The 22,455-nt window shown below is 74.3% G+C and carries 18 protein-coding genes; 1 reads left to right on the forward strand and 17 read right to left on the reverse strand.

Features of this window, described 5'->3' with window-relative positions:
- Nucleotides 1-50: 50 nt before the first annotated feature.
- From ACH4OA_RS12110 to ACH4OA_RS12160, 11 genes are all read right to left on the reverse strand, one after another.
- Nucleotides 51-899 (reverse strand): LLM class flavin-dependent oxidoreductase, encoded by an 849-nt coding sequence (locus tag ACH4OA_RS12110; protein WP_365881925.1) that lies wholly within the window; start codon nucleotides 897-899, stop codon nucleotides 51-53.
- Nucleotides 900-1,102: 203 nt separating this feature from the next.
- Nucleotides 1,103-2,479 carry an aminotransferase class V-fold PLP-dependent enzyme gene (locus ACH4OA_RS12115; protein WP_397968844.1) on the reverse strand — a complete coding sequence of 459 codons (1,377 nt, stop codon included), beginning with the start codon at nucleotides 2,477-2,479 and terminating at the stop codon, nucleotides 1,103-1,105.
- Nucleotides 2,464-3,270 carry an SDR family NAD(P)-dependent oxidoreductase gene (locus tag ACH4OA_RS12120; protein ID WP_397938745.1) on the reverse strand — a complete coding sequence of 269 codons (807 nt, stop codon included), beginning with the start codon at nucleotides 3,268-3,270 and terminating at the stop codon, nucleotides 2,464-2,466. Before ACH4OA_RS12120 ends, ACH4OA_RS12115 begins: the two co-directional genes overlap by 16 nt.
- 85 nt (nucleotides 3,271-3,355) lie before the next feature.
- Nucleotides 3,356-4,216, reverse strand: a complete 861-nt coding sequence (locus ACH4OA_RS12125) for a sulfurtransferase (RefSeq protein ID WP_397938747.1) — start codon at nucleotides 4,214-4,216, stop codon at nucleotides 3,356-3,358.
- A gap of 135 nt (nucleotides 4,217-4,351) precedes the next feature.
- Complete coding sequence (locus tag ACH4OA_RS12130) at nucleotides 4,352-5,542, reverse strand: MFS transporter (RefSeq protein WP_397949144.1); 1,191 nt, start codon at nucleotides 5,540-5,542, stop codon at nucleotides 4,352-4,354.
- Nucleotides 5,543-5,606: 64 nt separating this feature from the next.
- Nucleotides 5,607-6,128 carry a cupin domain-containing protein gene (locus ACH4OA_RS12135; RefSeq protein ID WP_365883490.1) on the reverse strand — a complete coding sequence of 174 codons (522 nt, stop codon included), beginning with the start codon at nucleotides 6,126-6,128 and terminating at the stop codon, nucleotides 5,607-5,609.
- Between the two features lie 113 nt (nucleotides 6,129-6,241).
- Nucleotides 6,242-7,495 carry a styrene monooxygenase/indole monooxygenase family protein gene (locus ACH4OA_RS12140; RefSeq protein ID WP_397968845.1) on the reverse strand — a complete coding sequence of 418 codons (1,254 nt, stop codon included), beginning with the start codon at nucleotides 7,493-7,495 and terminating at the stop codon, nucleotides 6,242-6,244.
- Nucleotides 7,492-8,634, reverse strand: coding sequence for an LLM class flavin-dependent oxidoreductase (locus tag ACH4OA_RS12145; protein ID WP_397938751.1), 1,143 nt, complete (start codon nucleotides 8,632-8,634; stop codon nucleotides 7,492-7,494). Before ACH4OA_RS12145 ends, ACH4OA_RS12140 begins: the two co-directional genes overlap by 4 nt.
- Nucleotides 8,631-9,863, reverse strand: a complete 1,233-nt coding sequence (locus ACH4OA_RS12150) for a styrene monooxygenase/indole monooxygenase family protein (protein ID WP_397968847.1) — start codon at nucleotides 9,861-9,863, stop codon at nucleotides 8,631-8,633. The genes ACH4OA_RS12145 and ACH4OA_RS12150 overlap by 4 nt, the downstream gene beginning before the upstream one ends.
- 57 nt (nucleotides 9,864-9,920) lie before the next feature.
- A complete protein-coding gene (locus tag ACH4OA_RS12155; RefSeq protein WP_397938755.1) occupies nucleotides 9,921-10,730 on the reverse strand; it encodes a TauD/TfdA dioxygenase family protein in 810 nt (269 codons plus the stop codon).
- A 66-nt stretch (nucleotides 10,731-10,796) separates the two neighbouring features.
- Nucleotides 10,797-11,789 carry an L-tyrosine/L-tryptophan isonitrile synthase family protein gene (locus tag ACH4OA_RS12160; protein WP_397938756.1) on the reverse strand — a complete coding sequence of 331 codons (993 nt, stop codon included), beginning with the start codon at nucleotides 11,787-11,789 and terminating at the stop codon, nucleotides 10,797-10,799.
- 543 nt (nucleotides 11,790-12,332) lie between these two features.
- Here ACH4OA_RS12160 and ACH4OA_RS12165 point away from each other — a divergent pair.
- Complete coding sequence (locus ACH4OA_RS12165; protein WP_397968848.1) at nucleotides 12,333-13,307, forward strand: LysR family transcriptional regulator; 975 nt, start codon at nucleotides 12,333-12,335, stop codon at nucleotides 13,305-13,307.
- Nucleotides 13,308-13,326: 19 nt separating this feature from the next.
- Here the strand turns inward: ACH4OA_RS12165 and ACH4OA_RS12170 are convergent, their stop codons facing one another.
- The 6 genes from ACH4OA_RS12170 to ACH4OA_RS12195 form a co-directional block, all read right to left on the reverse strand.
- Nucleotides 13,327-13,851 (reverse strand): O-acetyl-ADP-ribose deacetylase, encoded by a 525-nt coding sequence (locus tag ACH4OA_RS12170; protein ID WP_397938760.1) that lies wholly within the window; start codon nucleotides 13,849-13,851, stop codon nucleotides 13,327-13,329.
- A 44-nt stretch (nucleotides 13,852-13,895) separates the two neighbouring features.
- Nucleotides 13,896-15,314, reverse strand: a complete 1,419-nt coding sequence (locus ACH4OA_RS12175; protein WP_397938762.1) for a phytoene desaturase family protein — start codon at nucleotides 15,312-15,314, stop codon at nucleotides 13,896-13,898.
- 87 nt (nucleotides 15,315-15,401) lie between these two features.
- Nucleotides 15,402-16,247 (reverse strand): inositol monophosphatase family protein, encoded by an 846-nt coding sequence (locus ACH4OA_RS12180; RefSeq protein WP_397968850.1) that lies wholly within the window; start codon nucleotides 16,245-16,247, stop codon nucleotides 15,402-15,404.
- A 104-nt stretch (nucleotides 16,248-16,351) separates the two neighbouring features.
- A complete protein-coding gene (locus ACH4OA_RS12185) occupies nucleotides 16,352-18,235 on the reverse strand; it encodes a gamma-glutamyltransferase family protein (RefSeq protein WP_397968851.1) in 1,884 nt (627 codons plus the stop codon).
- Nucleotides 18,236-18,339: 104 nt separating this feature from the next.
- Nucleotides 18,340-20,538, reverse strand: a complete 2,199-nt coding sequence (locus ACH4OA_RS12190; RefSeq protein WP_397968852.1) for a S9 family peptidase — start codon at nucleotides 20,536-20,538, stop codon at nucleotides 18,340-18,342.
- On the reverse strand, nucleotides 20,514-22,295 hold the full coding sequence (locus tag ACH4OA_RS12195) for an N-acetylglutaminylglutamine amidotransferase (RefSeq protein WP_397938769.1): 1,782 nt from the start codon (nucleotides 22,293-22,295) through the stop codon (nucleotides 20,514-20,516). The genes ACH4OA_RS12190 and ACH4OA_RS12195 overlap by 25 nt, the downstream gene beginning before the upstream one ends.
- Nucleotides 22,296-22,455 lie beyond the last annotated feature (160 nt).

The raw sequence follows: 22,455 nt of genomic DNA on the forward strand, positions 1-22,455 counted from the left end.
GTGGGTGCTCGTGAGGTGATGTGCTGGTGCGGGCGGCCCGGTGGGTACCGTCAGCCGGCCCGCAGCGGCGGGATCACCTCACGGGCGACTCGTTCGAACTCCTCCAGATGCGCCTCCCCCGGCCAGTCGAGGACGAATTCGCAGACACCGGCGGCGGAGAACCGCTCGAAGATCTCCTCGTAGGTGTGCTGTCCGGCCCTCGGGTCCCACGGCCCGAAGACGGTGTACGAGCGCCGGACGTCCGCGGGGTCCCGGCCGGCGGCCTCGGCGAGCCGGTCGAGCCGTTCGTTCTGTTCGGCGGTGATGGCGAGCACCTCGGCGGCGCTCGCGCCGGGCGGGCCGTGGGTGTTCCACGCGTCGGCGAACGCGGCGGCGACCCGGATGAGGGTCGGCGACTGGCCGCCGACGGTGACCGGCAGCCGCGGGTGCTGCGCGGAGCCGGGCACGGTCACCACGTCCTTCACCCACAGCCGGCTGCCCTGGTGGCTGAAGACGCCGCCGCGCAGCACGCCGTCGACGATCGTGACGTAGTCCGTGAACCGCTCGGCCCGCTCCTTCGGGGACCAGGGTTCCTGGCCCACGCTGAAGTGGTCCCACGGGAAGATCCCGGCCCCGATGCCCAGTTCGAAGCGGCCGCCCGAGAGGTGGTCCAGGGCGATCGCCTGCTTGGCGAGCTGGGCGGGCGGGCGCAGGATCTGGTTGGCGACCAGGGTGCCGATCCTGATCCGGCGGGTCACCACGGCGGCCGTGGCCAGCACCGACCAGCTGTCGAACCAGGGCCGGCGCGCGTCTCGCAGGTCGGCGCTGTGGTCGGGCAGGAAGACCTGGTCGAAGCCGAGGTCCTCCAGCAGCCGCAGGCGTTCGGCGAGGACCGGGAAGGGCTGGTCCGGGTAGAGCATGACGCCGAACCGGCGGACGGGCCGTCCCGGGGTGCCCGGGGCGGGCCGCGGTGCCGCGCCGGGCGCGGTGTCCGGTGGTGCCGGAGGCGGGGTGCCGTGGGGTCCCCGCGGCTGCGGTGATGCGGTGTTCAGTGGTGCCTCCACGCTGTGTTCCGAGAGGGGGTCGCGGGCCGTGGCCGCGCCCCGGCGGCCACGCTCCGGGCTCACCGTACGAGGCCGGGTGCCGGCCGGGGGTCCGGTACGGGCCGCCATCCCTCCTCCGGGTGTCCGTAGGCCCAGCGCGGTCCGGTGCGGACCAGGTCGGCGAGGGCGGTCAGCAGCCGGTCCACGTGCTCGGCGGTGGTGCCGAGGCCGACGCTGGCCCGCAGTGCCCGGTCGGGCTGGTGGCCGTCGGCGTCCCGGAGCAGGGCGCGGACGGCCGGGTGGGCGCAGAAGGCGCCGTCGCGCAGGCCGATGCCGTGCTCGGCGGAGAGCGCGGTGGCCAGCAGCCGCTGGTCCGCCGGTTCGCCGCCGCAGCGGGCGACGCTGAACGAGACCACGCCGAGCCGGGGGTGCCGGCCCGGCCACAGGTTCAGCACCCGCACCCCGGGGATGGTGGCCAGCCCCTCGCGCAGCCGGGCGGTCAGCTCCTCCTCGTGGCGGATCAGGGTGTGCCAGCCGGCGCCGGCCAGCGCGCCGCCGGCGACCGCCATGGCGTGGGCGCCCACCAGGTTCGGGGAGCCGCCCTCGTGCCGGTGCGGCAGTCCGGACCAGGTGACGGCCGTCCGGTCGTCCTGTTCGGCCACCGCCGCGGTGGCGCCGCCGCCGGCCAGGTAGGGGTCGGCGGCGGCCAGCCAGTCGGCGGCGCCCACCAGGGCGCCGGCCCCGAACGGCGCGTACATCTTGTGCCCGGACAGCGCCACCCAGTCCACGCCCCAGCCGGCCAGGTCCAGCGGCCGGTGCCCGGCGAGCTGGGCGGCGTCGAGCACGGTGCGCGCGCCCCGCGCGGCGGCCGCCTCGGCCAGTTCCGCCACCGGCCACAGCTCGCCGGTGACGTTGGAGGCGCCGGTGATCACGACCAGTTTCGGTCCGTCGGGCGCGTCGGCGAGCGCCTTGGCCAGCACGGCGGGGGCGTCCGCCGGGCTGTCCGGGGGCGCCAGCCGGTGCACCCGGTGGCCGCGCCAGGCGAGCAGCGCGGCGTGGTGCTCGGTGGAGAACCGGAACACCGTCGTCTTCTCGGGCAGGGCGCGGCCCAGCAGGTTGAGCGCGTCGGTGGTGTTGCGGGTGAACAGCACCGCGGCGTCCGGCGGGGCGGCGGTGAAGCGCCGCACCTCCCGCCGGGCCTGCTCGTAGACGCGGGTGGCGACCGCCGAGACGAAGCCGGCGCCGCGGTGCACGCTGCTGTACCAGGGCAGCAGCGCGTCCACCGCGTCCCGCACCGCGACCAGGCTGGGGGTGCTCGCGGCGTGGTCGAGTCCGGCGTACGGCACCCACCCGCCCGTCACCAGCGGCACCCGGAGCCCGGCGCCGACGACGGCGGGCAGCCCGTCGCCGACGTGGTCCGGCTCGGTCGCGGCCGCGGGGATCACTGCGCGCTCCATCCACCGTCCATGACCAGCACCGAGCCGGTGAAGAAGGCCGCGTCGTCGCCCGCCAGGTAGGCCACGGCCGAGGCCGCCTCCTGCGGGCTGCCGATACGGCCGAGGGGGTGCAGGCTGGTGAACATGTCGGCCATCTCCTGGCTGCCGCCCACGGAGGCGCGGTACATCGGCGTGTCCACGGTCGCCAGCGCGAGCGCGTTGACCCGGATGTTGTGGCGGGCGTACTCCAGCGCCGCGGCCTTGGTCAGGCCGACCACGCCGTGCTTGCCGGCCACGTAGGAGCTGATGCCGGCGCCGAAGCCGACCACGCCGAGCTGGGAGGCGTTGTTGACGATCGAGCCGCCGCCGCGCCGGCGCATGGCCGGCAGTTCGTGCCGCATGGAGAGGAACACGCTGGTGAGGACGAGGGTGATGTCCTCGGCCCACGCCTCGGGTTTCTGCTCCTCGATCAGGCCCATGGAGCCGAGGGCCCCGGCGTTGTTGAAGGCGATGTCGAGCCCGCCGAAGTGCTGTTCGGCCGCCCGCACCGCGGCGGCGAGGTCCTCGTCCGCCGTCACGTCGGCGCGTACGGCGAGGGCGGCGCCGCCGGCGGCGGTGATCTCTGCGGCCACCCGGTCGAGTTCGCTCTCGCGCCGGGCCGCCAGGACCACGCTCGCGCCCTGGGCGGCCAGGGCCTTGGCGGCGGCCTCGCCGATGCCCGAGCTGGCGCCCGTCACCAGGGCGACCTTGCCGTGCAGCCGGCCGGGCGCGGAGCTGCCTGCGGTGGAGCGGTTCGTGTCACGTTCGGTCATCAGGTGATGAGCCGGCCCGGAGTGCCGGCCCTGCCCCCTTCGGGTTGTCGGTGGTGCGGTGGGGAGGTGTCGGGCGGAGCGGATGTCAGGCGGTGCGCTCGCCCCGCTCGACCGGCACCCCGACCAGCGAGCCGTACTCCGCCCAGGAGCCGTCGTAGTTGCGCACGTCGGGCCGGTCCAGCAGTTCCCGCAGGACGAACCAGGTGTGCGCGGAGCGGGCGCCGACCCAGCAGTAGGTGAGGGCGCCGCGGTCCGGCGCCGCAGCGGCGTAGGCGCTTCTCAGCTCCTCGTCGGAGCGGAAGGTGCCGTCGGGGTGGACGGCGGTGTCCCAGGGCAGGTTGAGCGCGCCGGGCACGTGGCCGGCGCGCTGCGCCACCTCGTGCGGGTTGTTGCCGGGGGCGAACGCCTCGCCCGCGAAGCCGGGGGCGAAGACGCGGCCCGCGTACTCCTCGGGCGAGCGGACGTCGAGGATGGTGTGGGTGCCGAGGGCGGCGAGCACGTCGTCGCGCAGCGCCCGGACCGAGGCGTCGGGGCCGGCGGCGCGGTAGCGGGTCGCCGGCCGGCGCACCGGTTCGGCGGAGAGGGGCCGGCCCTCCGCCTCCCACTTGGCGCGTCCGCCGTCGAGCAGCCGCACGGACCGGTGGCCGTAGTAGGTGAGGTACCAGTACGCCAGCGCGGCCAGCAGGTTGGCGTTGGCGGAGTACAGGACGACGGTGTCGTCGTCGGCGATGCCCTTGGCCCGCATCAGCTCCTCGAACGCCTCCCGGCCGATGACGCCGAGCCTGAGGTCGTCCTGGAACTCGCTCCAGTTGATGAAGACGGCGCCCGGCGGATGGCCCTTGCGGTAGTCGGTGTCGTCGTTCGCGGTCTCGACGAGCACCGTCCCGGCGGTGCCGAGGCGCTGCTCGGCCCAGTCGCCGGTGACCAGGGCGGACTCACGGCTCATTGTTCCCCCTCGTGAGGTGTCGGCCGGGTGTTCCCGGCGGGGCCTGCCCGGCCCCGTGCGGGACGGGGCCGGGTGCGGTGCGAACGGCGGGGCCGTCCTGCCCGGCCGGGAGCGGTGGCTCCGCCGGGCGGCGGGTCAGGCCGGCGAGGTCTCCGTCGTCTTGCCCTCCACGCCGGCCGCGGCCGTCGCGCGGTCCCGGTACCAGGCGTAGCAGCTGAGCAGGATGCCGAGGACGGTGACCGCGGCGGCGGCCAGGTAGACCGGCCTGAGGCCGGGGCCGTCGATGATGCGGCCGCCGATCCAGCCGGCCAGGGCGGCGGCGATCTGGTAGGCGGAGGCGTTCACCGCGATCGCCAGGGTCGGCGCCGAGCTGGCGGTGGTGAGGACGCGGGTCTGCATGCCGGGGATGACGGAGAAGCCGAGGGCGCCGATCACGAACACCATGACCGCGCTGGCGACGGTGCTGCCGCTGACCGCCCACATGACCACCAGGCCCGCGGTGAGCAGCCCGAGCAGGCCCACCTGCGACGGCATCAGCGCGCGGTCGGACAGCCAGCCGCCGGCGAAGTTGCCGACCGCCGCGCCCACGCCGTAGGCCAGCAGCAGCAGCGCGACCGCGCCCTCGGCGAAGCCGCTGACGTCGGTGAGCAGCGGGGAGAAGTAGGTGAAGACCATCAGCAGGCCCATGTTGGCGACGGCGGTGATGAGGATGGCCAGCTGCACGTTGCGGTTGCGGAACACGCGCAGCTCGGCCACCGCGGAGCCGCCCGATGTCGCGCTCTCCACCGCCGGGACCAGGGGCAGCACCAGCAGCAGGCCGATCAGGCAGACCACGGTGATGGTGCCGAAGGTCGCCCGCCACCCGAAGTGGTTGCCGATGAAGGTGCCGAGGGGCGCGCCCAGCATCATCGACAGGTTCATGCCGAAGACCAGCTTGGAGACGGTGGACGCCTGCTTGCCCTCGGGCGCGGTGGAAGCGGCGATGACGATGGCGTTGGCGAAGAACGTGGCGGTCACCAGGGCCGTCACCACACGGGCCACGAAGAGCACGGAGTAGACGGGCGCCAGCGCCGAGGCGAGGTTGCCGACGACGACCACGACCAGCAGGCCCACGATGAGCGGCTTGCGCGCGTAGCGCGCGGTCAGCGCGGTCATGATCGGACCGCCGAGAATCATTCCGATGGCGTACGCCGTGACCAGCAGTCCGGCGGCGGGGATCGACACGTCGAGGTCACCGGCGACGTCCGGCAGGATGCCGGCGATCACGAATTCACCGGTGGTGATGCCGAACACGCACAGCATCAGGGAAAGGAGCTTCAACGACATGGTGTCTCTTCTGTCGGGGTGGATATGTTCTGTCGACCCGCCGTGGGGTGCCCGGTCGGGGCGGTTACGGAGCGGGCGGCGGGCCCGCGTACCGGTAGGCGTACGTCGAGCCGAGGGCGATGATGTGGTCCAGGTCCGGGCCGCCCACGTCCTCGGTGGGCAGCGTCAGGGTCTTGGCGTGCGGGATCTCCGCCTTGAGGAACAGGTCGAACTGCGGCCTGCGGTCCGGCTGCGGGGTGGAGTGGATGGTGAGGAAGCGGGCGTTGCCCGAGGTCGTCACGAAGCCGTGCGGGACCGTCCGCGGGACGATCATCGTGGTGCCCGCCTCCGCGATGTGCTCCTCCCCGTCGCAGATCATGCGCAGGGTGCCGTCCAGGACGATGAAGACCTCGTCCTCGTAGTCGTGGATGTGCAGCGGGGTGTTGTACCCGCGGTTTCCGGTGTGCTGGACGACCGTGAAGCTGTCCCGGGTCGCGGAACCGGGCACGCGTATCTGCGCCAGGCCGCCGAGCAGCCACACCGCGGTCTGCTCGGACTCGGGTATGAGGCGGCCCTTCTCGTCGTGGACCATGTCCGGGAAGGTCATCGTGCTCCCTTGTGTGCCGAATATCGTGCTGGTTCTCGGTCGTTTTCCGCCGGTTTCCACCGCCTCGCCGCGAGAGGCCGGCAAGGCGGCGGCGAGGCGGCGGCCGGTTGTGGTCAGCCGCCCTGCGCGCCGACCGGTGCGGGCGCGTCGGTCTCGCAGCCGGCGACGAAGGCGGCCACGCCCTCGGGGCTGGAGAGGGTGCGCCACATCGCGACGGGGTCGTTGAAGCGGCTGACGAAGGCGTCGGCGATCCGTTTGTCCGCCGCCGCCCGGCCGAGCAGCCCGGCCACGTGCGGTGCCGGCGGCTGGAGGAAGGCGTTGCTCCACTCCACGACGTGCCGCGCGTGCTCCCACAGCCGCGCCGAGGCCGTACGGCAGAACGCCTCGTCGAAAGGCCCCGTGGCGCCGGCGAGGAGGTCGGCCAGGGCGAAGGCGGTGTGCGAGCCGAGGTTGGCGCCCTGGGCGGTGAGCGGGTCGTTGGTGATCCAGGCGTCCCCGATCGCCAGGGCGCAGGTGCCGTCGTCGAGCCGTGCCCAGCCCCGGCGGACCACCGGGGTGATCGCCCCCTGGGCCAGTTCGCCGGGCCCGGTCAGGGCGAACGCCCGGGTGTCGACGCGTTCCCGCAGGTCGGGGGCGTGCTCGGCGACCAGGTCGAGGACCTGCCGGTGGAAGCCGGCCGGGTCGGCGCCGGCGTCGACGTGGCAGACGGCTTCCAGCGGGCCGCCCGGCACGGCCTCGAAGGCGAGGACGTCCGCCCGCCCGGCCGTCGAGTAGAACGGCAGCCGCAGGATCTCGCCGGCGCCGGGCAGGAAGTGGATGTCGAGGGAGTGCGGCACCTCCTCGGCGATGCCGTGGTAGATCCCGGCGCACAGCACGCGCTGCGGCGTGGTGTACGGCGAGCGGCCGGGGTCGGCCGGGAACAGCCCCCGCATCGAGCGGCTGCCGTTGGCGACGACCAGGAGGTCGTGGCGGGCCGCCAGGTCCGCCACCTCGTGCTCGCCGGTGACCAGTTCGCCACCGCGGCCGACCCACGCGGACAGCAGGTGCGGCAGGTAGATGCGGAAGTCCACGACGCTGGAGGGCGGCTCCAGGCCGGCCAGGAACCGCAGCGGCGGCTCCCCTCCCCCGGGGTGCGCGGTGACCGCCCAGTGCTGGACCTGGGCGTCGGGGAAGTCCCAGTCGAAGACGCCGAGTTCGCGCTCCCGCTGCTGGGTGCGGCCGAACCGGGCGGGGAAGTTGCGCGGCCGGCCGGTCCGCAGGCCGTCGATGTCGTGCTCCGAGTACACGGTGGCCGGCACGCCCAGTTGCCGCAGGCGCAGCGCCAGTTGCAGCCCGGAGATGCCGGAGCCGACGATGCCGACGCTCATGCGGACACCTCCTCGGCGCCCGCCCCGGAGCGCAGCCGGCTGGTGAGCCAGCCGACGGACTCCACCGTGTATCCGGCGGCCTCGGGCGAGGCGAGGGCGGAGGCGGGGATCAGCATGGGGTGGCGCATGCCGGCGTCGAGCAGTTCGCCGATCCGCTTCAGCACGGTCTCCCGGCTGCCGACGATGACCTGGTCGGCGACGACCTCCTCGGGGACGGCCGCCAGCGCCCGGGCGACCTCCTGCCGGGTCAGCAGGTGCGGGAGCAGTTCCACCAGGCCCCGGTAGTGCTCCCCGAAGGGGTGGGCGGCGCCGTGCCGGCGCCAGGCCCGGGCGCCGGCGTGCAGGGCCAGGAAGCGGATCGGGGTGGCGCGCAGCAGTTCGTGGGCGGCCGCGTCGGTCTCCGCGACCACGATCGGGACACCGCCGGCGGGCAGCACGGCGCCGGGGTCCCGGCCGGCGTCCGCGGCGGCGGCGCGCACCACGGCCAGCCGCCGGGCGTACTCGTCGGGGCTCATCAGCTCCGAGGGGAGCCAGCCGTCGGCGTAGCGGCCGGCCAGGGTCAGCATCCGCCGGTGGTTGGCGCCCAGCCAGATCAGCGGCGTACGTCCCTCGGGCGCGGGCAGTCCCATGATCGCCCGGTCCAGGGTGAAGTACCTGCCCTGGAAGTCGTGCGGGCCCTCACCGGACAGGAGCAGCCGCAGCACGCGCAGCGCCTCCTCGACCCGGCCCACCTGGTCGTCGTGCGCCACCCCGAACGGGACCAGGTTCTCCAGCGCGCCCGCGCCGATGCCGAGCACCGGTGCCCGCTCGGTGAGCTGGGCCAGGGTCAGCGCCGTCTGGGCGAGCACGGCCGGGTGCCGGCGGTGCGGGTCGGTGACGCCGACGGCGAGCCGTACCGGACCGGCCCCCGGGGCGAGGTTGCCGAGGACCGTGGCGAAGTCCAGGCAGCGGTCGGGGGTGGGCAGCTCCGCGGCGGCGTAGCTGAAATCGGTGTCCCAGGCCTGCCGGGGGAAGACGTTGACGAGGTGGTCGAAGACGAGGAAGGTGTCCGCACCCGCCTGCCGGGCGACCTGGAGCAGCTGCCGGCCGCCCTCGATCCGCCCGACCGCGTCCCAGACCAGACCGACTTGCACCTTCATACCGTGCTCCTCACTGACTGTGCCTGTGCGATGAACTCCTCGGTGCCCTGCTCGCTGCCGACGGCCCGCCACATGGCGGCCGGGTCGTCCAGACGGGCGACGAAGGCGTCCGCCACCCGCTGGTCGGCCGCGGCGGCGGTCAGCAGGGTGCCCATCCGCTCCGGGGGCGGCCCGATGAACTGGTTCGTCCAGTCCACGACGGGCCGGGCCGCCGCCCACATCTGGTCCGACACCGTCCGGCAGAACGCCTCGTCGTAGGCACCGCCGTGCGCCCGCAGGGCGTCGGCGAGGTGGAAGGCGAGCCGGGAGCCGAGGTTGGCGCCCTGGGCGGTGAGCGGGTCGTTGGTGATCCAGGCGTCGCCGATCGCCAGCGCGTAGCGGTCGTCGGTGAGCCGGGCCCAGCCGTGCCGGACCATCGGCGGCACGGCGCCGCGGAGCATGTCCGCGGGGCGGGTCAGGGCGAACTCCCGCTCGTCGATCCGGGCGTGCAGCGCGGGCGCGTGCGCGGCGATCAGGTGCAGCAGTTCCTTGGTGAAGCGCCCGGGGTCGTGGTCGTGGTCGGTGACCGCGCTCAGCGGGCCGCCCGGTACCGCCTCGACCAGCACCGCCGTCACCTGTCCGGCGAAGGAGTGGTAGGTCGGGGCGTGGATCTCGCCGGCCCCGGGCAGCATGTGCATGGTCATGCCCGGCGGTTCGGGCGGCCGGACGCCGTGGAAGAGCCCGCCGGCGAGGTGGCGCGGTGCCTCCCGGTAGGGCGAGCGGGCCGGGTCGCGCGGGAACGTGTCCCCCAGTCCGCCCCGGCCGGCCGCGACCACCACCAGGTCGTGCGCCTCGGCCAGCCGGGCCAGGCCGGCCCGGTCGGTGATCTGCCGCCGGACCGTGTCCCCGCCGCGCCGCTGGTACTCCTGGAGCAGCGCGGCGAGGTACATCCGGAAGTCGACCGAGCTGGCCGGGTGGGGCAGTTCGGCGCGGAACGACGGTCCGCCGGGTGCCTCGACGGACAGGTGCATCCAGGCGTTGTCGTACGCGTCGGAAGCCCACTCGGTCAGGCCGAGCGCCTGCTCCCGTTCCCGGGTGGAGTGGAACCGCGTGACGAAGTTCAACGGCGGTCCGCTGCGGATGCCGTCCGGGTCCTGAGCCGTGTACAGGGTGGCGTCGATACCGAACTGCCGCAGTCTCAGGGCCAGGTGCAGGCCCGAGATGCCGGTGCCCACGATGCCGATACTCATGCTCTAGCTCCACCTGTGCTGGGAACGGTTGCCTCTTTCGGGACGCTGCCGGGAGGGTCAGATGACCTCGACCCGTTGCAGATGGCGGGCGGTCGGCCCGGAGAAGGCGTTGCGTCCGTGTACCAGCGCGAAGTTGTCGGCGATCAGGATGTCGCCCTTGCGCCAGTCGTGGGCGTAGCAGTACTCGGGGCGGTGCAGCCGCTCGGCGAGGGAGTCGACGAACGCGTCGGCCTCCGAGGCGTCGACACCGTCCACGTGCACGGACACCGGGTTCTTGTAGACGGCCGGGTCCAGCGGTTCGGCGAAGCGCAGCACGGGCACGCCGGTTCCGGGGTGCTGGGCGACGAGCCGCTCGGTGACCTCGCCGCCGTAGTGCACCATCTTCTCGGTGGTGTAGGTGACGCTGATCCGCTCCCAGCGCTCGCGCTCGGCGGCGTCGGCGTCCCGGTAGACGGCCGTGGTGTCCGAGAAGACGGTCTCCCCGCCGGCGCCCGCGGTCGCGTCCAGGCACTGGAAGAAGAAGTAGCGCGGGTCGGCCTCCACGAAGGCGCCGTCCCAGTGGAACGGCACGTCGCCGCTGGCGAACAGGTAGTTGCGCGGGTTGTCCTCGACGATCAGGTCGATGACCTCCCCCGGCTCCCACTTCAGTACCTCGCCCCACTGGCGGCAGTAGTCGGCGAACTCCTGGGTGCCCATGAGCCGGAAGCCGCGCAGCACGAGCACGCGGGACTCCTCGGTCCAGCGCGCCAGGGTGTCCACCGGGATGGCGCCGACCGGTGTGTCACCGCCCGGAGCCTCGATCACCCGGCCGAAGGGGCGCAGCGGGGTGTGCTTCAGCGTCCTGAGGGCAGGCGTCGACATCGTCATGTCGTGGTGTTCCTTTCTGGGTGTGCGTCCACGCGGCGCGCTCGCGCGCCGCGGCCGGACACCGCCTCAGGCGGTCACGGACAGGTGCGGCGCCACGAAGTGGCTGGGACGGCCGTTGCGCCAGACGACGGAGCCGTGCACCTTCTCGGCGTCCCACCGCCGGACCAGGTACCGGTTGACGCCGTCGTCCAGGACCACGCCGTGCCAGGGGGTCAGCCAGCCGTCCTTCGTGCGCAGCAGGCGCAGCCCCAGCTTGTCCGAGTCCGGTGGCTGGGGGTGTATGGACAGCCGTACCGCCTGCGGGAACTTGTCGGCGACGACCCGGCTCCACGCGTTGCTGCGCAGGATGGTCTGGTACGCCGTCTCCTTGGAGTCCTTGCGGAGCTGGCTGCGGGTGACCTGCTCGCCGCGCCGTGCCACCGCGTCCTCGAACATGAACCGGTGGATGCCGTTGAACAGCGCCTGGGTGGTGCGGTCCGCGCGCACCTTGTCGCGCAGCTCCGTCAGGGGCGCGCAGTAGTTCTCCTCCAGCAGGCGGCGCAGCTTCGGGTAGTCGGCGGTGCCGAAGGCGTCGTCGAGGCCGAAGAGGTCGAGCGAGGCGAAGCCCGACTCCGTGATCATCTCTGCCAGGGCCTGCCGGTATTCCGTCACGGCGCGGTCCGTGACGCCGACGACGTCACCGAAGACGTGGCCGTCGGAGCAGATGGTGATCCGGGCGCCCGGCTCGTAGAAGTGCCCGATGTAGTCGCACAGTGACTGGAGGAAACCGAGCGCCAGATTTTCCCCGAGATCGGGCAGCGCGCCCAACACCTTGCTGCGGTTCGGCGATTTCGCGGGAAACGCGGGGATGACGAAGTGGATCGGTTCCCGGCGCTCGACGAAGCGCTCGATGCGCGCCCGGTGGACGTCGGCGCAGCCCGTGCCCGCCGTGGGCCGGGCCGTCGTGGTCCGGTCGGTCGTGGTGCCGTGGCCCGTGCCGTCGTCGCCGTCGGGCGTGCCTTCCGTGTCGCCGGCCGCGAGTGTCTCGTCGATCCGCCGGTAACGGTCGAGCAGTTCCATTAATCTCTGCGATACCGTCCCGGGGAGTGACGCCCCCGTTATGTTTTCGTTCAACACTCCTCCATCGCACAAGCGCGTATGGGCGCGAAATCGGACTCGCGCCGTTCGGGCAGGACGGATTGCGGACGAAACACTGATCGAATTCTCACTTCACCGCTCCTGAGTTGGCGCCCGCGTATCCGCGGACCCATGTCCGGATGGTGCTCGACGACCGGCGACGGCACGGCGCCAGGGCCTCCTTGCCATGGTCACCGACCTGTCGTGGTCGCTGACCCATGACGCTGTGGACCCATCCGCCTCCGAACCGACGATCACTCATGCGCAACTGCCAAGCGCCCTGCGTGCGCGGATGATCCGGTCAGGCTGAAAAGAAAAACCGAGGCGATCACTTTCGGCCAACGCCGTCTCGCCCGGCTGGAATCCCCCGCTAGCACGTCGAAGCGCCAACAGCTTCCCGTGAATGCGAGGAGCTGCGCAATCGTTCATCGATTAGCATGCATGATGGATCCACAATCCGTTCCGCTCGGATGGGAGGCACCGGCGATGCTGGTCACGGACGACCCTGCCGTTCACCAACTGCGGTCGCTGCTGACACTGGCCGAGGAACTGCACTTCGGCCGCGCCGCCGCTCGGCTGTACCTCACCCAGCCCGCTCTGAGCCAGCAGATCCGCACGCTGGAGCGCCGGCTCGGCGTGCAGTTGTTCGCCCGCACCAGCCGCAGGGTGCAGCTGACGCCGCTGGGCCAGGCGCTGCTTCCGCTCGTGCGGAACGTGGTGGGCGCCGCGGACGAACTCCGGCACGCCGCGCGGCAGCCCTCGGACGACAAGCACGGGCTCGTGCTGCGGGTCGGGCTGACCGACTGCGCCGCGGCGCTCGGGGCCACCCGCCGGGTCATCGCCACCCTGACCACCCTGCACCCCGGTCTCGAAGTCGACTTCCAGGTGCTGGACCTGGTGGAGCAGGCGACGGCCCTGTCGGTCGGCAAGGTCGACGCGGCCTTCGCCTATCTGCCGGTGCCGGACGGCTTCTGTGCCGAGCCGCTCACCACCGAGCCGCGCGTGGTGTGCCTGTCGGCCACCGACCCGCTCGCCGGGCGGGCCACGCTGCGGCTGGCGGACCTGGCCGGCCGGCCGATGGTGAGCCTGGCCCCGGGGGTGTCCTCCGTGGAGCGGCGCTTCTGGGCCATGGACCCCCGGCCGGACGGCAGCCGCGTGCGCTACAGCGACCACCACGTGAGCCGGGTCGAGTCGCTGCTGTCCGCCGTCTCCTTCGACGGCGCGGTCGCCTTCCTGCCGGCCGTGGCGGCGGAGCTGTTCCCCCGGCCCGACATCCGCTACCGCACCGTGGCGGACCTGGCGCCGTGCACCTTCGGCGTGGTGTGGCCCGAGCGGGACGGAGGGGACTGCCGCGGCATCAGGGCGCTGGTGGATGTCTGCCGCCGGCTGCGCGACCAGGGCGGCCTGCCGCCGGGCACCATGCGCCGGCCCGAGGAGGAGCCGTCGCCGGCCCGGGGGTGACCGGGCGCCGCGCGCGGCCTCAGTCCGCGCGCTGTGCGCCGAGGTGCCGGGCGAACGCCTCGTAGGCCCGGTCGTCGAAGAGGACGAACCGCACCTCTTCGACGGTGGTGGGGGTGGTGCGTACGGTCTCCACCGCGATCCGGGCCGCGTCGTCCATCGGCCAGCGGTAGACGCCGGTGGAGATCGCCGGGAACGCGACCGTCCGGGCGCCGAGTCCGCCGGCGACGCGCAGGGACTCCCGGTAGCAGGAGGCGAGCGGCGCGGGATCGGTACCCGGGCCCTGGTACACCGGACCCACCGTGTGGATCACCCAGCGGGCGTCCAGGTCGCCCGCCGTGGTGGCGACCGCCTGGCCGGTGGGCAGCCCCTTGCCGTACCGGGAGGCGCGCAGGGCGCGGCACTCGGCGAGGATGGCGGGACCGCCGCGGCGGTGGATCGCGCCGTCCACCCCGCCGCCGCCCAGGAGGGCGGAGTTGGCCGCGTTGACGAGGGCGTCGGCGTGCTGCCGGGTGAGGTCGCCCCGGACCAGGGTGATGGTGGTCATGTCTGCCTCGTCTGTGCGTCGGTGCCGTCCGGGCCGGGGCCGGTTCAGCCCTGTCTCAGCCGCCGCCAGACGGCCTTGGCCGCGTTGTGGCCGGACATGCCGTGCACTCCGGGCCCCGGCGGGGTGGCCGAGGAGCAGAGGAAGACGGCCGGGTGCGGGGTGTGGTACGGGAACAGGGACGGCCTGGGCCGCAGCAGCAGTTGGAGGCCGGAGGCCGCGCCGCAGGCGATGTCCCCGCCGACGTAGTTGGCGTTGCGGGCGGCCATCTCGGCGGGCCCGGCGGTGGCGCGGGCGAGCACGCGGTCGCGGAAGCCGGGTGCGAAGCGCTCCAGCTGGCGTTCTATGGCGTCGGTGAGGTCTCCGGACCAGCCGTTGGGCACATGACCGTACGCCCAGAAGACGTGCTTGCCCTCGGGGGCCCGGGTGGGGTCGGCCACGCTCGGCTGCACGGTGATCATGAACGGTCTCTCGGGCGCGCGTCCCTCCCGGGAGGCGGCGCGCAGCGCGGTGCCGATCTCGGCCTGGCTCGCGCCGATCTGGACGGTGCCGGCGGCGCGGGCCTCGGGTGCGGTCCACGGCACGGGGCCGTCCAGCGCGTAGTCGATCTTGAAGACGCTGGGTCCGTAGCGGTAGTGCGCGTAGTAGTCGCCGAAGCCGGCGATCCGGGCGAGCGCGGCGGGCGAGGTGTCGAAGACGTACGCGCGCGCCGGCGGCAGGTCGTCCAGGCGCTTGACCTCGAAGTCGGTGTGCACCGCGCCGCCGAGGTCGGTCAGATACGCGGCGAGGGCGTCGGAGAGGGACTGGGAGCCGCCGCGGGCCACCGGCCAGCCGCGGGCGTGCGCGGAGAGCGCGAAGACCAGTCCGATCGCGCTGGTGGCCAGGCCGTTCAGCGGTGCCATCACATGGGCGACCAGGCCGGCGAACAGGGTCTTGATCCGCTCGTCCTTGAAGCGGCGCATCAGCCAGGTGGACGGCGGGAGCCCGGCCAGGCCGAACCGGGCCAGGGTGACCGGGTCGCGGGGCAGCGCGGTCAGCGGCAGGGACATGAAGTCCCGGACGAGCGTGTCCCAGTGGGCCAGGAGCGGCTCGACCAGCCTGCGGTACGGGCCCGCGTCGCGCGGTCCGAAGGAGGCCGCGGTCTCGGCGACCGAGCGGGACAGCACGGCCGCGGTGCCGTCCGGGAACGGGTGGGCCATGGGCAGCGGCGCGTGCAGCCATTCGAGGCCGTACCGGTCGAGCGGCAGGGCGCGGAACGCCGGGGAGTTGACGGCGAGGGGGTGGGCGGCCGAGCACGGGTCGTGCCGGAAGCCGGGCAGGGTCAGCTCCTCGGTGCGGGCGCCGCCGCCCACGGTGGACTTCGCCTCGAACAGGGCCACGGAGAAGCCGCGGCGGGCCAGCTCCACGGCAGCGGTCAGTCCGTTCGGTCCCGCACCCACCACGACCGCATCGAGCATCGACGGCACCTTCGGACTCCTTCGTCAGCCGACGGCGATTCGGGCTCAGGATATGCCGGGCGACGGCGCTCCCCCGGCCCGGGTGGCCGCGGGCGGTCAGACCCCGCCGCGCAGCAGGCCGGCCACCCGGCGGGCGGTGGCCGCGTCCCGGGCCGCGGTGAACGGCAGGGTGTTGCCGCCGGTGATGCGGAAGGGCTCGCCGGTCAGGGTGAGGTGGGCGCCGCCGGCCTCCTCGACCAGCAGCAGTCCGGCCGCGTGGTCCCAGGCGGCCTCCCAGGAGAACGCGACCGCGTCCGACTCGCCCCGGGCCACGGCGAGGTACTCCAGGCCGGCGGAGCCGCACGCGCGCGGGGCCACGCCGGCGGTGCGCAGGGCGCCCAGCGCGCGCTTCTGGTCGTCGGTGGTGTAGTACGGGTGGGAGGTGGCGACGGCCAGGTCCCGGCCGGGCTCGGGCGGACCCGCGAACAGCCGCCGCCCGCCCAGGAAGGCGCCGTGGCCGCGCACGGCGGTGGCGAACTGCTCGCGCGCCGGCGCGTAGGTCCAGGAGGCGAGCACGGTGCCGCGGTGGGCGAGGGCCACCAGGGTGCAGAAGCCGTCGTCGCCGTGGACGAACTGGCGGGTGCCGTCGACCGGGTCGACGATCCAGACCGGCGCGTCGCCCTGGAGCGCCTCGTACACCGCCGGGTCGGCGTGCACCGCTTCCTCGCCGACCACCACCGAGCCGGGCAGCAGCGCGCCGAGGTCCTCGGTGAGCCGCAGCTCGGCGAGGCGGTCGGCGTCCGTCACCAGGTCGTGCGGGCCGCTCTTCTGGTCCACCTCGTGCGCGGCGAGCCGACGGAAGCGGGGCAGGATCTCGGCCGCGGCGGCCTTGCGGACCGCCTCCTCCACATCGGCCGAGCGGCGGGCGAGAAACTCCTCGATGGTCTCCGTCTCTTCGATCATGCCTCCCATCAGACCACGTCCTACTGACAATCCCCGCTGCCCGGGTGGACGGGAGGTGGAACCGCGGTGAAGAGCGGGGGCCGGTCCCGGCCGGGACCGGCCGGTCAGCGGCCGACCGCGTAGCCCTGCGCCCCGCGCGGGTTCGCCGCCGCCGACAGGACGCCGGTCTCCGGGTCCCGGGCCACCGCGCACAGCCGTCCCTCGGACCAGGCGGGGCCCACGGTGACGTCATGGCCGCGCCGCCGCAGCTCCGCGACGACGCCGGGGTCCGTGCGGGACTCCACCGTCACGCTGCCGGGGCGCCTCAGGCGCGGGTGGAAGGAGCCGGGGAAGCTGTCGTTGTGCCAGTTGGGGGCGTCGATGGCGCCCTGGAGGTCCGGGCCGCCGCGGACGGGGTCGCACAGTACGGCGGCCAGGAAGAAGTGCAGCTGCCACTGGTCCTGCTGGTCGCCGCCGGGCGTGCCGAACGCCATGACCGGCACGCCGTCGCGCAGCGCGAGGGACGGGGTGAGGGTGGTGCGCGGGCGGCGGCCGGGCGTGAGGGTGCCCGGCAGGCCCTCCTCCAGCCAGGTCATCTGCAGACGCGTGCCGAGCGGGAAGCCGAGTTCGGGGACGACGGGGTTGGACTGGAGCCAGCCGCCGCTGGGCGTGGCCGCGATCATGTTGCCCCAGCGGTCGACGACGTCCAGGTGGCAGGTGTCGCCACGGGTGGAGCCGTCGGCGCCGACCCACGTCCCGGCACCCGTCTCCGCCGCGCCGGTCACCTGCGCCTGTCCGGTCGCCTCCGCGAGCGACGGCGCGCCGGGCAGCGGCGCGACGGTCGGCTCGCCGGCGCCCATCGGGTCGAAGCCGGCCGCGGCGCCCGCCGGCGCGTGCGCGTGGGCGTGGGCGGGCAGCCGGGGGACGCGCCCGCCGGGGCTGCCGGGCCGCAGGGCGTACGAGGCCCGCTCGCCGACCAGGGCCCGCCGCCCGGCGTTGTAGGCGTCCGACAGCAGGTCGGCGAGCGGCACCTCGGCGGCGTCCCCGTACCAGGCCTCGCGGTCGGCCATGGCGAGTTTGCAGTTCTCGATCAGCAGGTGGACGTAGTCGGCGGAGCCGGGCGCGGGCAGCCGGGGCGGGAGCAGGGCGAGCTGCTGGAGCAGGACGGGGCCCTGGCTCCAGGGGCCGGCCTTGCACACGGTCCAGCCGTTCCAGTCGTACGTCACCGGGGTCTCGTACGTGGCCGACCAGCCGGCCAGGTCGGCCGAAGTGAGCGTGCCGGTGTGCCGTTCGCCGCTGGTGTCCAGGGTGGGCCGCCGGGACTGCCGCAGCAGGGCCTCGGCGATGAAGCCGGTGCGCCACACCTCGCGCGCGGCGTCGATCCGCGCCTCCCGGCCGCCCGCGCCCGCGGTCTCGGCCAGCAGCCGCTTCCAGGTGGCGGCGAGCGCCGGGTTGCGCAGCAGGGTGCCGGGCCGGGGCGCCCTGCCGTCCGGCAGGTACACCTGGGCCGAGGAGGTCCACTCGGTCTCGAACAGCCGGCGTACGGACTCCACGGCCGCGCCGACGTTCTCCACCGGCGGGTGTCCGTGCTCGGCGTAGCCGATGGCGTACGCCAGGACGTCGTCGAGGGACTTGGTGCCGTGGTCGCGCAGCAGGAGCAGCCAGGCGTCGAAGGCGCCGGGCACGGCGGCGGCGAGCGGTCCGGTGCCCGGGACGAGGTCCAGCCCGAGCCGCCGGTAGTGGGCCGGTGCGGCGCCCGCCGGGGCCACGCCCTGCCCGCACAGCACGCGCACGGCGCCGCCGGCCGGGGCGAGCAGGATCGGCACCTCGCCGGCCGGGCCGTTCAGGTGCGGTTCGACGACGTGCAGCACGAACGCGCCGGCCACGGCCGCGTCGAAGGCGTTGCCGCCGTCCTCCAGCACCGCCATCGCCGACTGGGAGGCCAGCCAGTGGGTGGTGGAGACCATGCCGAACGTGCCCTGGAGCGTGGGGCGGGTGGTGAACTGCATCCCTCACCTCGGTGTCCGCGTGCGCCGGCCGGTCCCGTCGGTGCCGCGGACCGCTCTGGGGAGAATCTAGGCAGTCGGGCCCGGCTCCGGTACCCCCCGGCCGGTCAGGTGCCCAGGTGCCGTTGCAGCCAGTCGGCGGCGGCGCGGCGGAAGAGCCGGCGGTTGTCGGCGCGGAGGAACTCGTGGCCCTCGTCGTACAGGGTGAGCAGTTCGGCCGGCACACCGCGCTCGCGTGCCGCCCGGACGAACTGCTCGGACTCCCCCGGCGGCACGTTGGTGTCGTGTTCGCCGTGCACGGCGAGCACCGGGGCCCTGAGCGCGTCGATGCGGCTCATCGGCGACAGCGCCCGCAGCAGTTCGCGGTCGCGTTCGGGGTGGCCGTACTTGTGGGCCGCCGACTGGGCGATCCAGGGTTCGGTGCCCTCGAAGAACGTCCCGAGGTCCGACATGCCGCACACCGCGACCCCGGTGCGGAAGAGGTCCGGGTGCCAGACCAGGGAGGCGAACGTGAGGTAGCCGCCGTACGAGCGGCCCATCACCGCCAGCCGGGCGGGATCGGCGAGGCCGGCCAGCACCGCGTGGGCGGCGCAGTCCGCCACGTCGTCGATCGCGGCGAGCCGTCCCCTGCCCAGGTCCGCGTCGACGAACGACCGGCCGTAGCCGGAGGACCCGCGGACGTCGGGGGCGAAGACGTCCAGTCCCCGCCCGAGGATCTCGTGGTAGAGCGGGTCGAGGACGGGGCGCTCCTGGTCCTCGGGGCCGCCGTGCAGGTGGATGACGCAGGGCGCCGGCTCGCCGGGCCCGCGCCCCGGGGCGCGGTAGTACCAGCCGTTCAGCCGCAGCCCGTCCCGGGCGGTGGGCCGCAGGGGGACCGGCCGCACGGGCGGGCGGCCCGGGGGCACGGCGTCCTCGTCGCGGGACGACCACGGGGTGCGGACCGGGTTCGCGCCGCCGGGCAGCCACCAGATGCCGGGGCGGCGACGGGACCCGGACAGGGCCAGCAGCAGCCGGGGCCCGGCGTCCGTGACCCGCGTGACCACTTCGTGCGGCAGGGCGACGGACCGGGGCGGGCCGGTGCCGGCGCCGGAGGTGCCGGTGTCCAGGACCTCCACCTCGCTCATGCCGCGGACGTTCCAGGCCAGCACGGCGAAGGTGCCGTCGCGGGCGCACCGCAGCAGTTCCAGGTCGCTGTTCTCGCGCGCTGCGCCGACCGACCAGCCGCGCACCCGTCCCCGCGGGTCCAGTGCGGCGGCGAGCAGGACCGCGAACTCCCGGTGGACGTTGCTGCGCAGCCAGAGGGTGTCCGCGCGGGGCGAGAAGCCGCCGATCCACGGGTCCCCGTCGGCCACCGGCACCACACAGGTCGGCTCGTGGTCGGCGGTGCGCAGCACGACCGCCTCGCGCCGGCCGCGCGGTCCCCGGCGCAGCAGCGCGAACGCGCCGTCGCGGCTGAGGTCGCACACGCGGAGCGTCGCCGCGTCCTTCTCTACGGCGAGCAGGACGGGGGCGGCGGCGCCGTCGGGGTCGACGAGGTACGCCGACAGTCCGTCGCCGAAGCCGGCCGCCGGGGCGGTCCTGCCGCCCGGTGCGCCGAGCGCCGTCGTCCCGACGGTGAGCAGGCCGGACGGCAGCGCGGGTCCGGGGTCCGTGTGGGGTGCCGGGCCGAGCAGCCCCGTGCCGCCCGTGCGGCCCTGCCAGTGGGCCGGCAGATGGGCGTCGGCCGGGCCGGGCGCGGCGGCCTCCGCCGTGGCCTCCGGGGCGGGTACGGCGGTGGGGACCGCGACGGTGACCGCGAGCGCCGAGCCGTCGTGCGCCCAGCAGCCCAGGTGGGCGGAGCTGCCCGGCTCGGCCCCGGCCAGGATGTGCCGGTCGCTGCCGTCGGGGCGGACGCACAGCACCCGGGTGTGCTCGCCGCCGCCGGGCGCCGTGGTGTAGGCGATCCAGCGGCCGTCGGGCGACCAGGACACCTCCGTGACGGGGTCCGGTCCGTCGTCGAGCAGGCGTACGGCCTCGCCGTCGACGGGGCCGGCCCAGAGCTGGGGCACGCCGCCCCGGTCGCAGATGAAGGCGGCCTGGGTGCCGGACGGGTCGGCCGAGGGGTACCAGCAGCCGTGTGCGATGAGCCGTGTCGTCGCGTCGCGCGGTCCGGAGGCGTCGGGCAGCGGGACGCGGGCGGGCGCGGCGAAGGCGGCGGTACGGCCGTCCGGGGGCGGCGGGGACGGCGGGGCGGTGCGCCCGGGGTGGGCGGCGGGCGGCCGTACCGCGAGGGTCTCCCCCGTCAGATTCCGTGCGTCTGCAGCCATATCTCCAGCAAAGCCACTTGCCACAGCGCGTTCGCTCCGCGCTTGGTGCGGTGTCGGTCGGGGGCCGCCAGCAGTTCGGCGATGTAGGAGTCCTTGAAGAGGCCGCGCCGCTTCGCCTCGGGGGCGTTCAGCGCCGTACTGACCTTCTCCAGGACGGGTCCGGCCATGTGGGTGATCGCCGGGACCGGGAAGTAGCCCTTGGGCCGGTCGACCACCTCGCGGGGCAGCAGCTTGCGGCCGACCTCCTTCAGGATGCCCTTGCCGCCGTCGGCCAGCTTCAGCTCCGGCGGGCACGCGGCCGCCAGCTCGACCAGTTCGTGGTCCAGGAACGGCACGCGGGCCTCCAGGCCCCAGTCCATCGTCATGTTGTCGACCCGCTTGACCGGGTCGTCGACCAGCATGACGTGGGTGTCGAGGCGCAGGGCCGCGTCGAGCGCCGTCTCGGCCCCGGGCGCCGCCATGTGCTCCTCGACGAACCGGGCGGAGACGTCCTTGCGCGGCAACATGTCGGGGTGCAGCATCGCGGCGAGGTCGGCGTGCGACCGGTCGAAGTAGGTCTCGGCATAGCGCCGCGGCTCCTCCTCGCGGGCCGCGGCGGCCAGCTCCGGGTACCAGTGGTAGCCGGCGAAGACCTCGTCGGCGCCCTGCCCGCTCTGGACGACCTTGACGTTCTGCGAGACCTGTTCGGACAGCAGGTGGAAGGCGACCACGTCGTGGCTCATCATGGGCTCGCTCATCGCCGCGACCGCCGCGTCCAGGGCCGTCGACACGCGCCGCGAGGGAACCACGAGCTGCCGGTGGTCGGTGGCGAACTCCTTGGCCACCAGGTCGGAATACCGGAACTCGTCCCCCTCGTCGCCGCCCTCGGACTCGAAGCCCACGCTGAACGTGGCCAGGTCCCGCTGTCCCTCGTCGGCCAGCAGGGCCACGATCAGACTGGAGTCCAGTCCGCCGGACAGCAGGACACCGACCGGGACGTCGGCGACCATCCGCCGCCGCACGGCGGTGCGCAGGGCGTCCAGGACCGCGTCCCGCCACTCGTCGGGGCCCATGCCGGCGTGCTCGGGGCGGCGCGTGTACGACGGCTGCCAGTAGCGGTGGTCCCGGTGGGTTCCGTCCGGCTCGACGACCCGCACGGTGGCCGGGGGCAGCTTGCGCACGCCCGCCAGCACGGTCCGGGGCACGGCCACGGTCGCGTGCCAGCTGAGGTACTGGTGCACGGCGGCCGGGTCGAGCGAGGTGTCCACGTCGCCGGCCGCGAGCAGGGCGGGCAGCGAGGAGGCGAACCGCAGCCGTCCGGGGGTCCGGGCCAGGTACAGGGGCTTGATGCCGAGCCGGTCGCGGGCGAGGACCAGCCGGCCGGTCCGGTGCTCGACCAGGGCGAAGGCGAACATGCCGTGGAAGTGGTCGACACAGTCGGTGCCCCACTGCCGGTACGCCGTGAGGACGACCTCGGTGTCGGAGGTGGACCGGAACCGGTGGCCGAGGGCCGTCAGTTCCGCGCGCAGCTCCTTGTAGTTGTAGATACACCCGTTGAAGACGCCGGTGATCTGCTGCTCGGTGTCGGTCAGCGGCTGGGCACCGCGCTCGGACAGGTCGATGATCTTCAGACGGCGGTGCCCCAGCGCGACGGCGTCCCGTGACCAGATGCCCTCGCCGTCGGGTCCGCGGGCGGCGAGCCGGTCGTTCATCCGCTGGACGGCCGCCAGGTCGGGGCGCGTGCCGTCGAAGCGCATCTCTCCGCTCAGGCCGCACATCCGCGCTCACCTCCCCGCCGGGCGCAGGTGCCGCGCGGGCCGCGCGCGGGCGAGGCGGGCGGCGGGCCGCCCAGCGGTATGTGGCCGGAACTGATGGACACGGTGGTGCTTCTCCTTCGGGACGGGGGTGGGCAGGGGCTCTGCGGGTGCGGGACGGGCG

Source organism: Streptomyces sp. NPDC017095 (assembly GCF_044332325.1).
Lineage (GTDB): Bacteria > Actinomycetota > Actinomycetes > Streptomycetales > Streptomycetaceae > Streptomyces.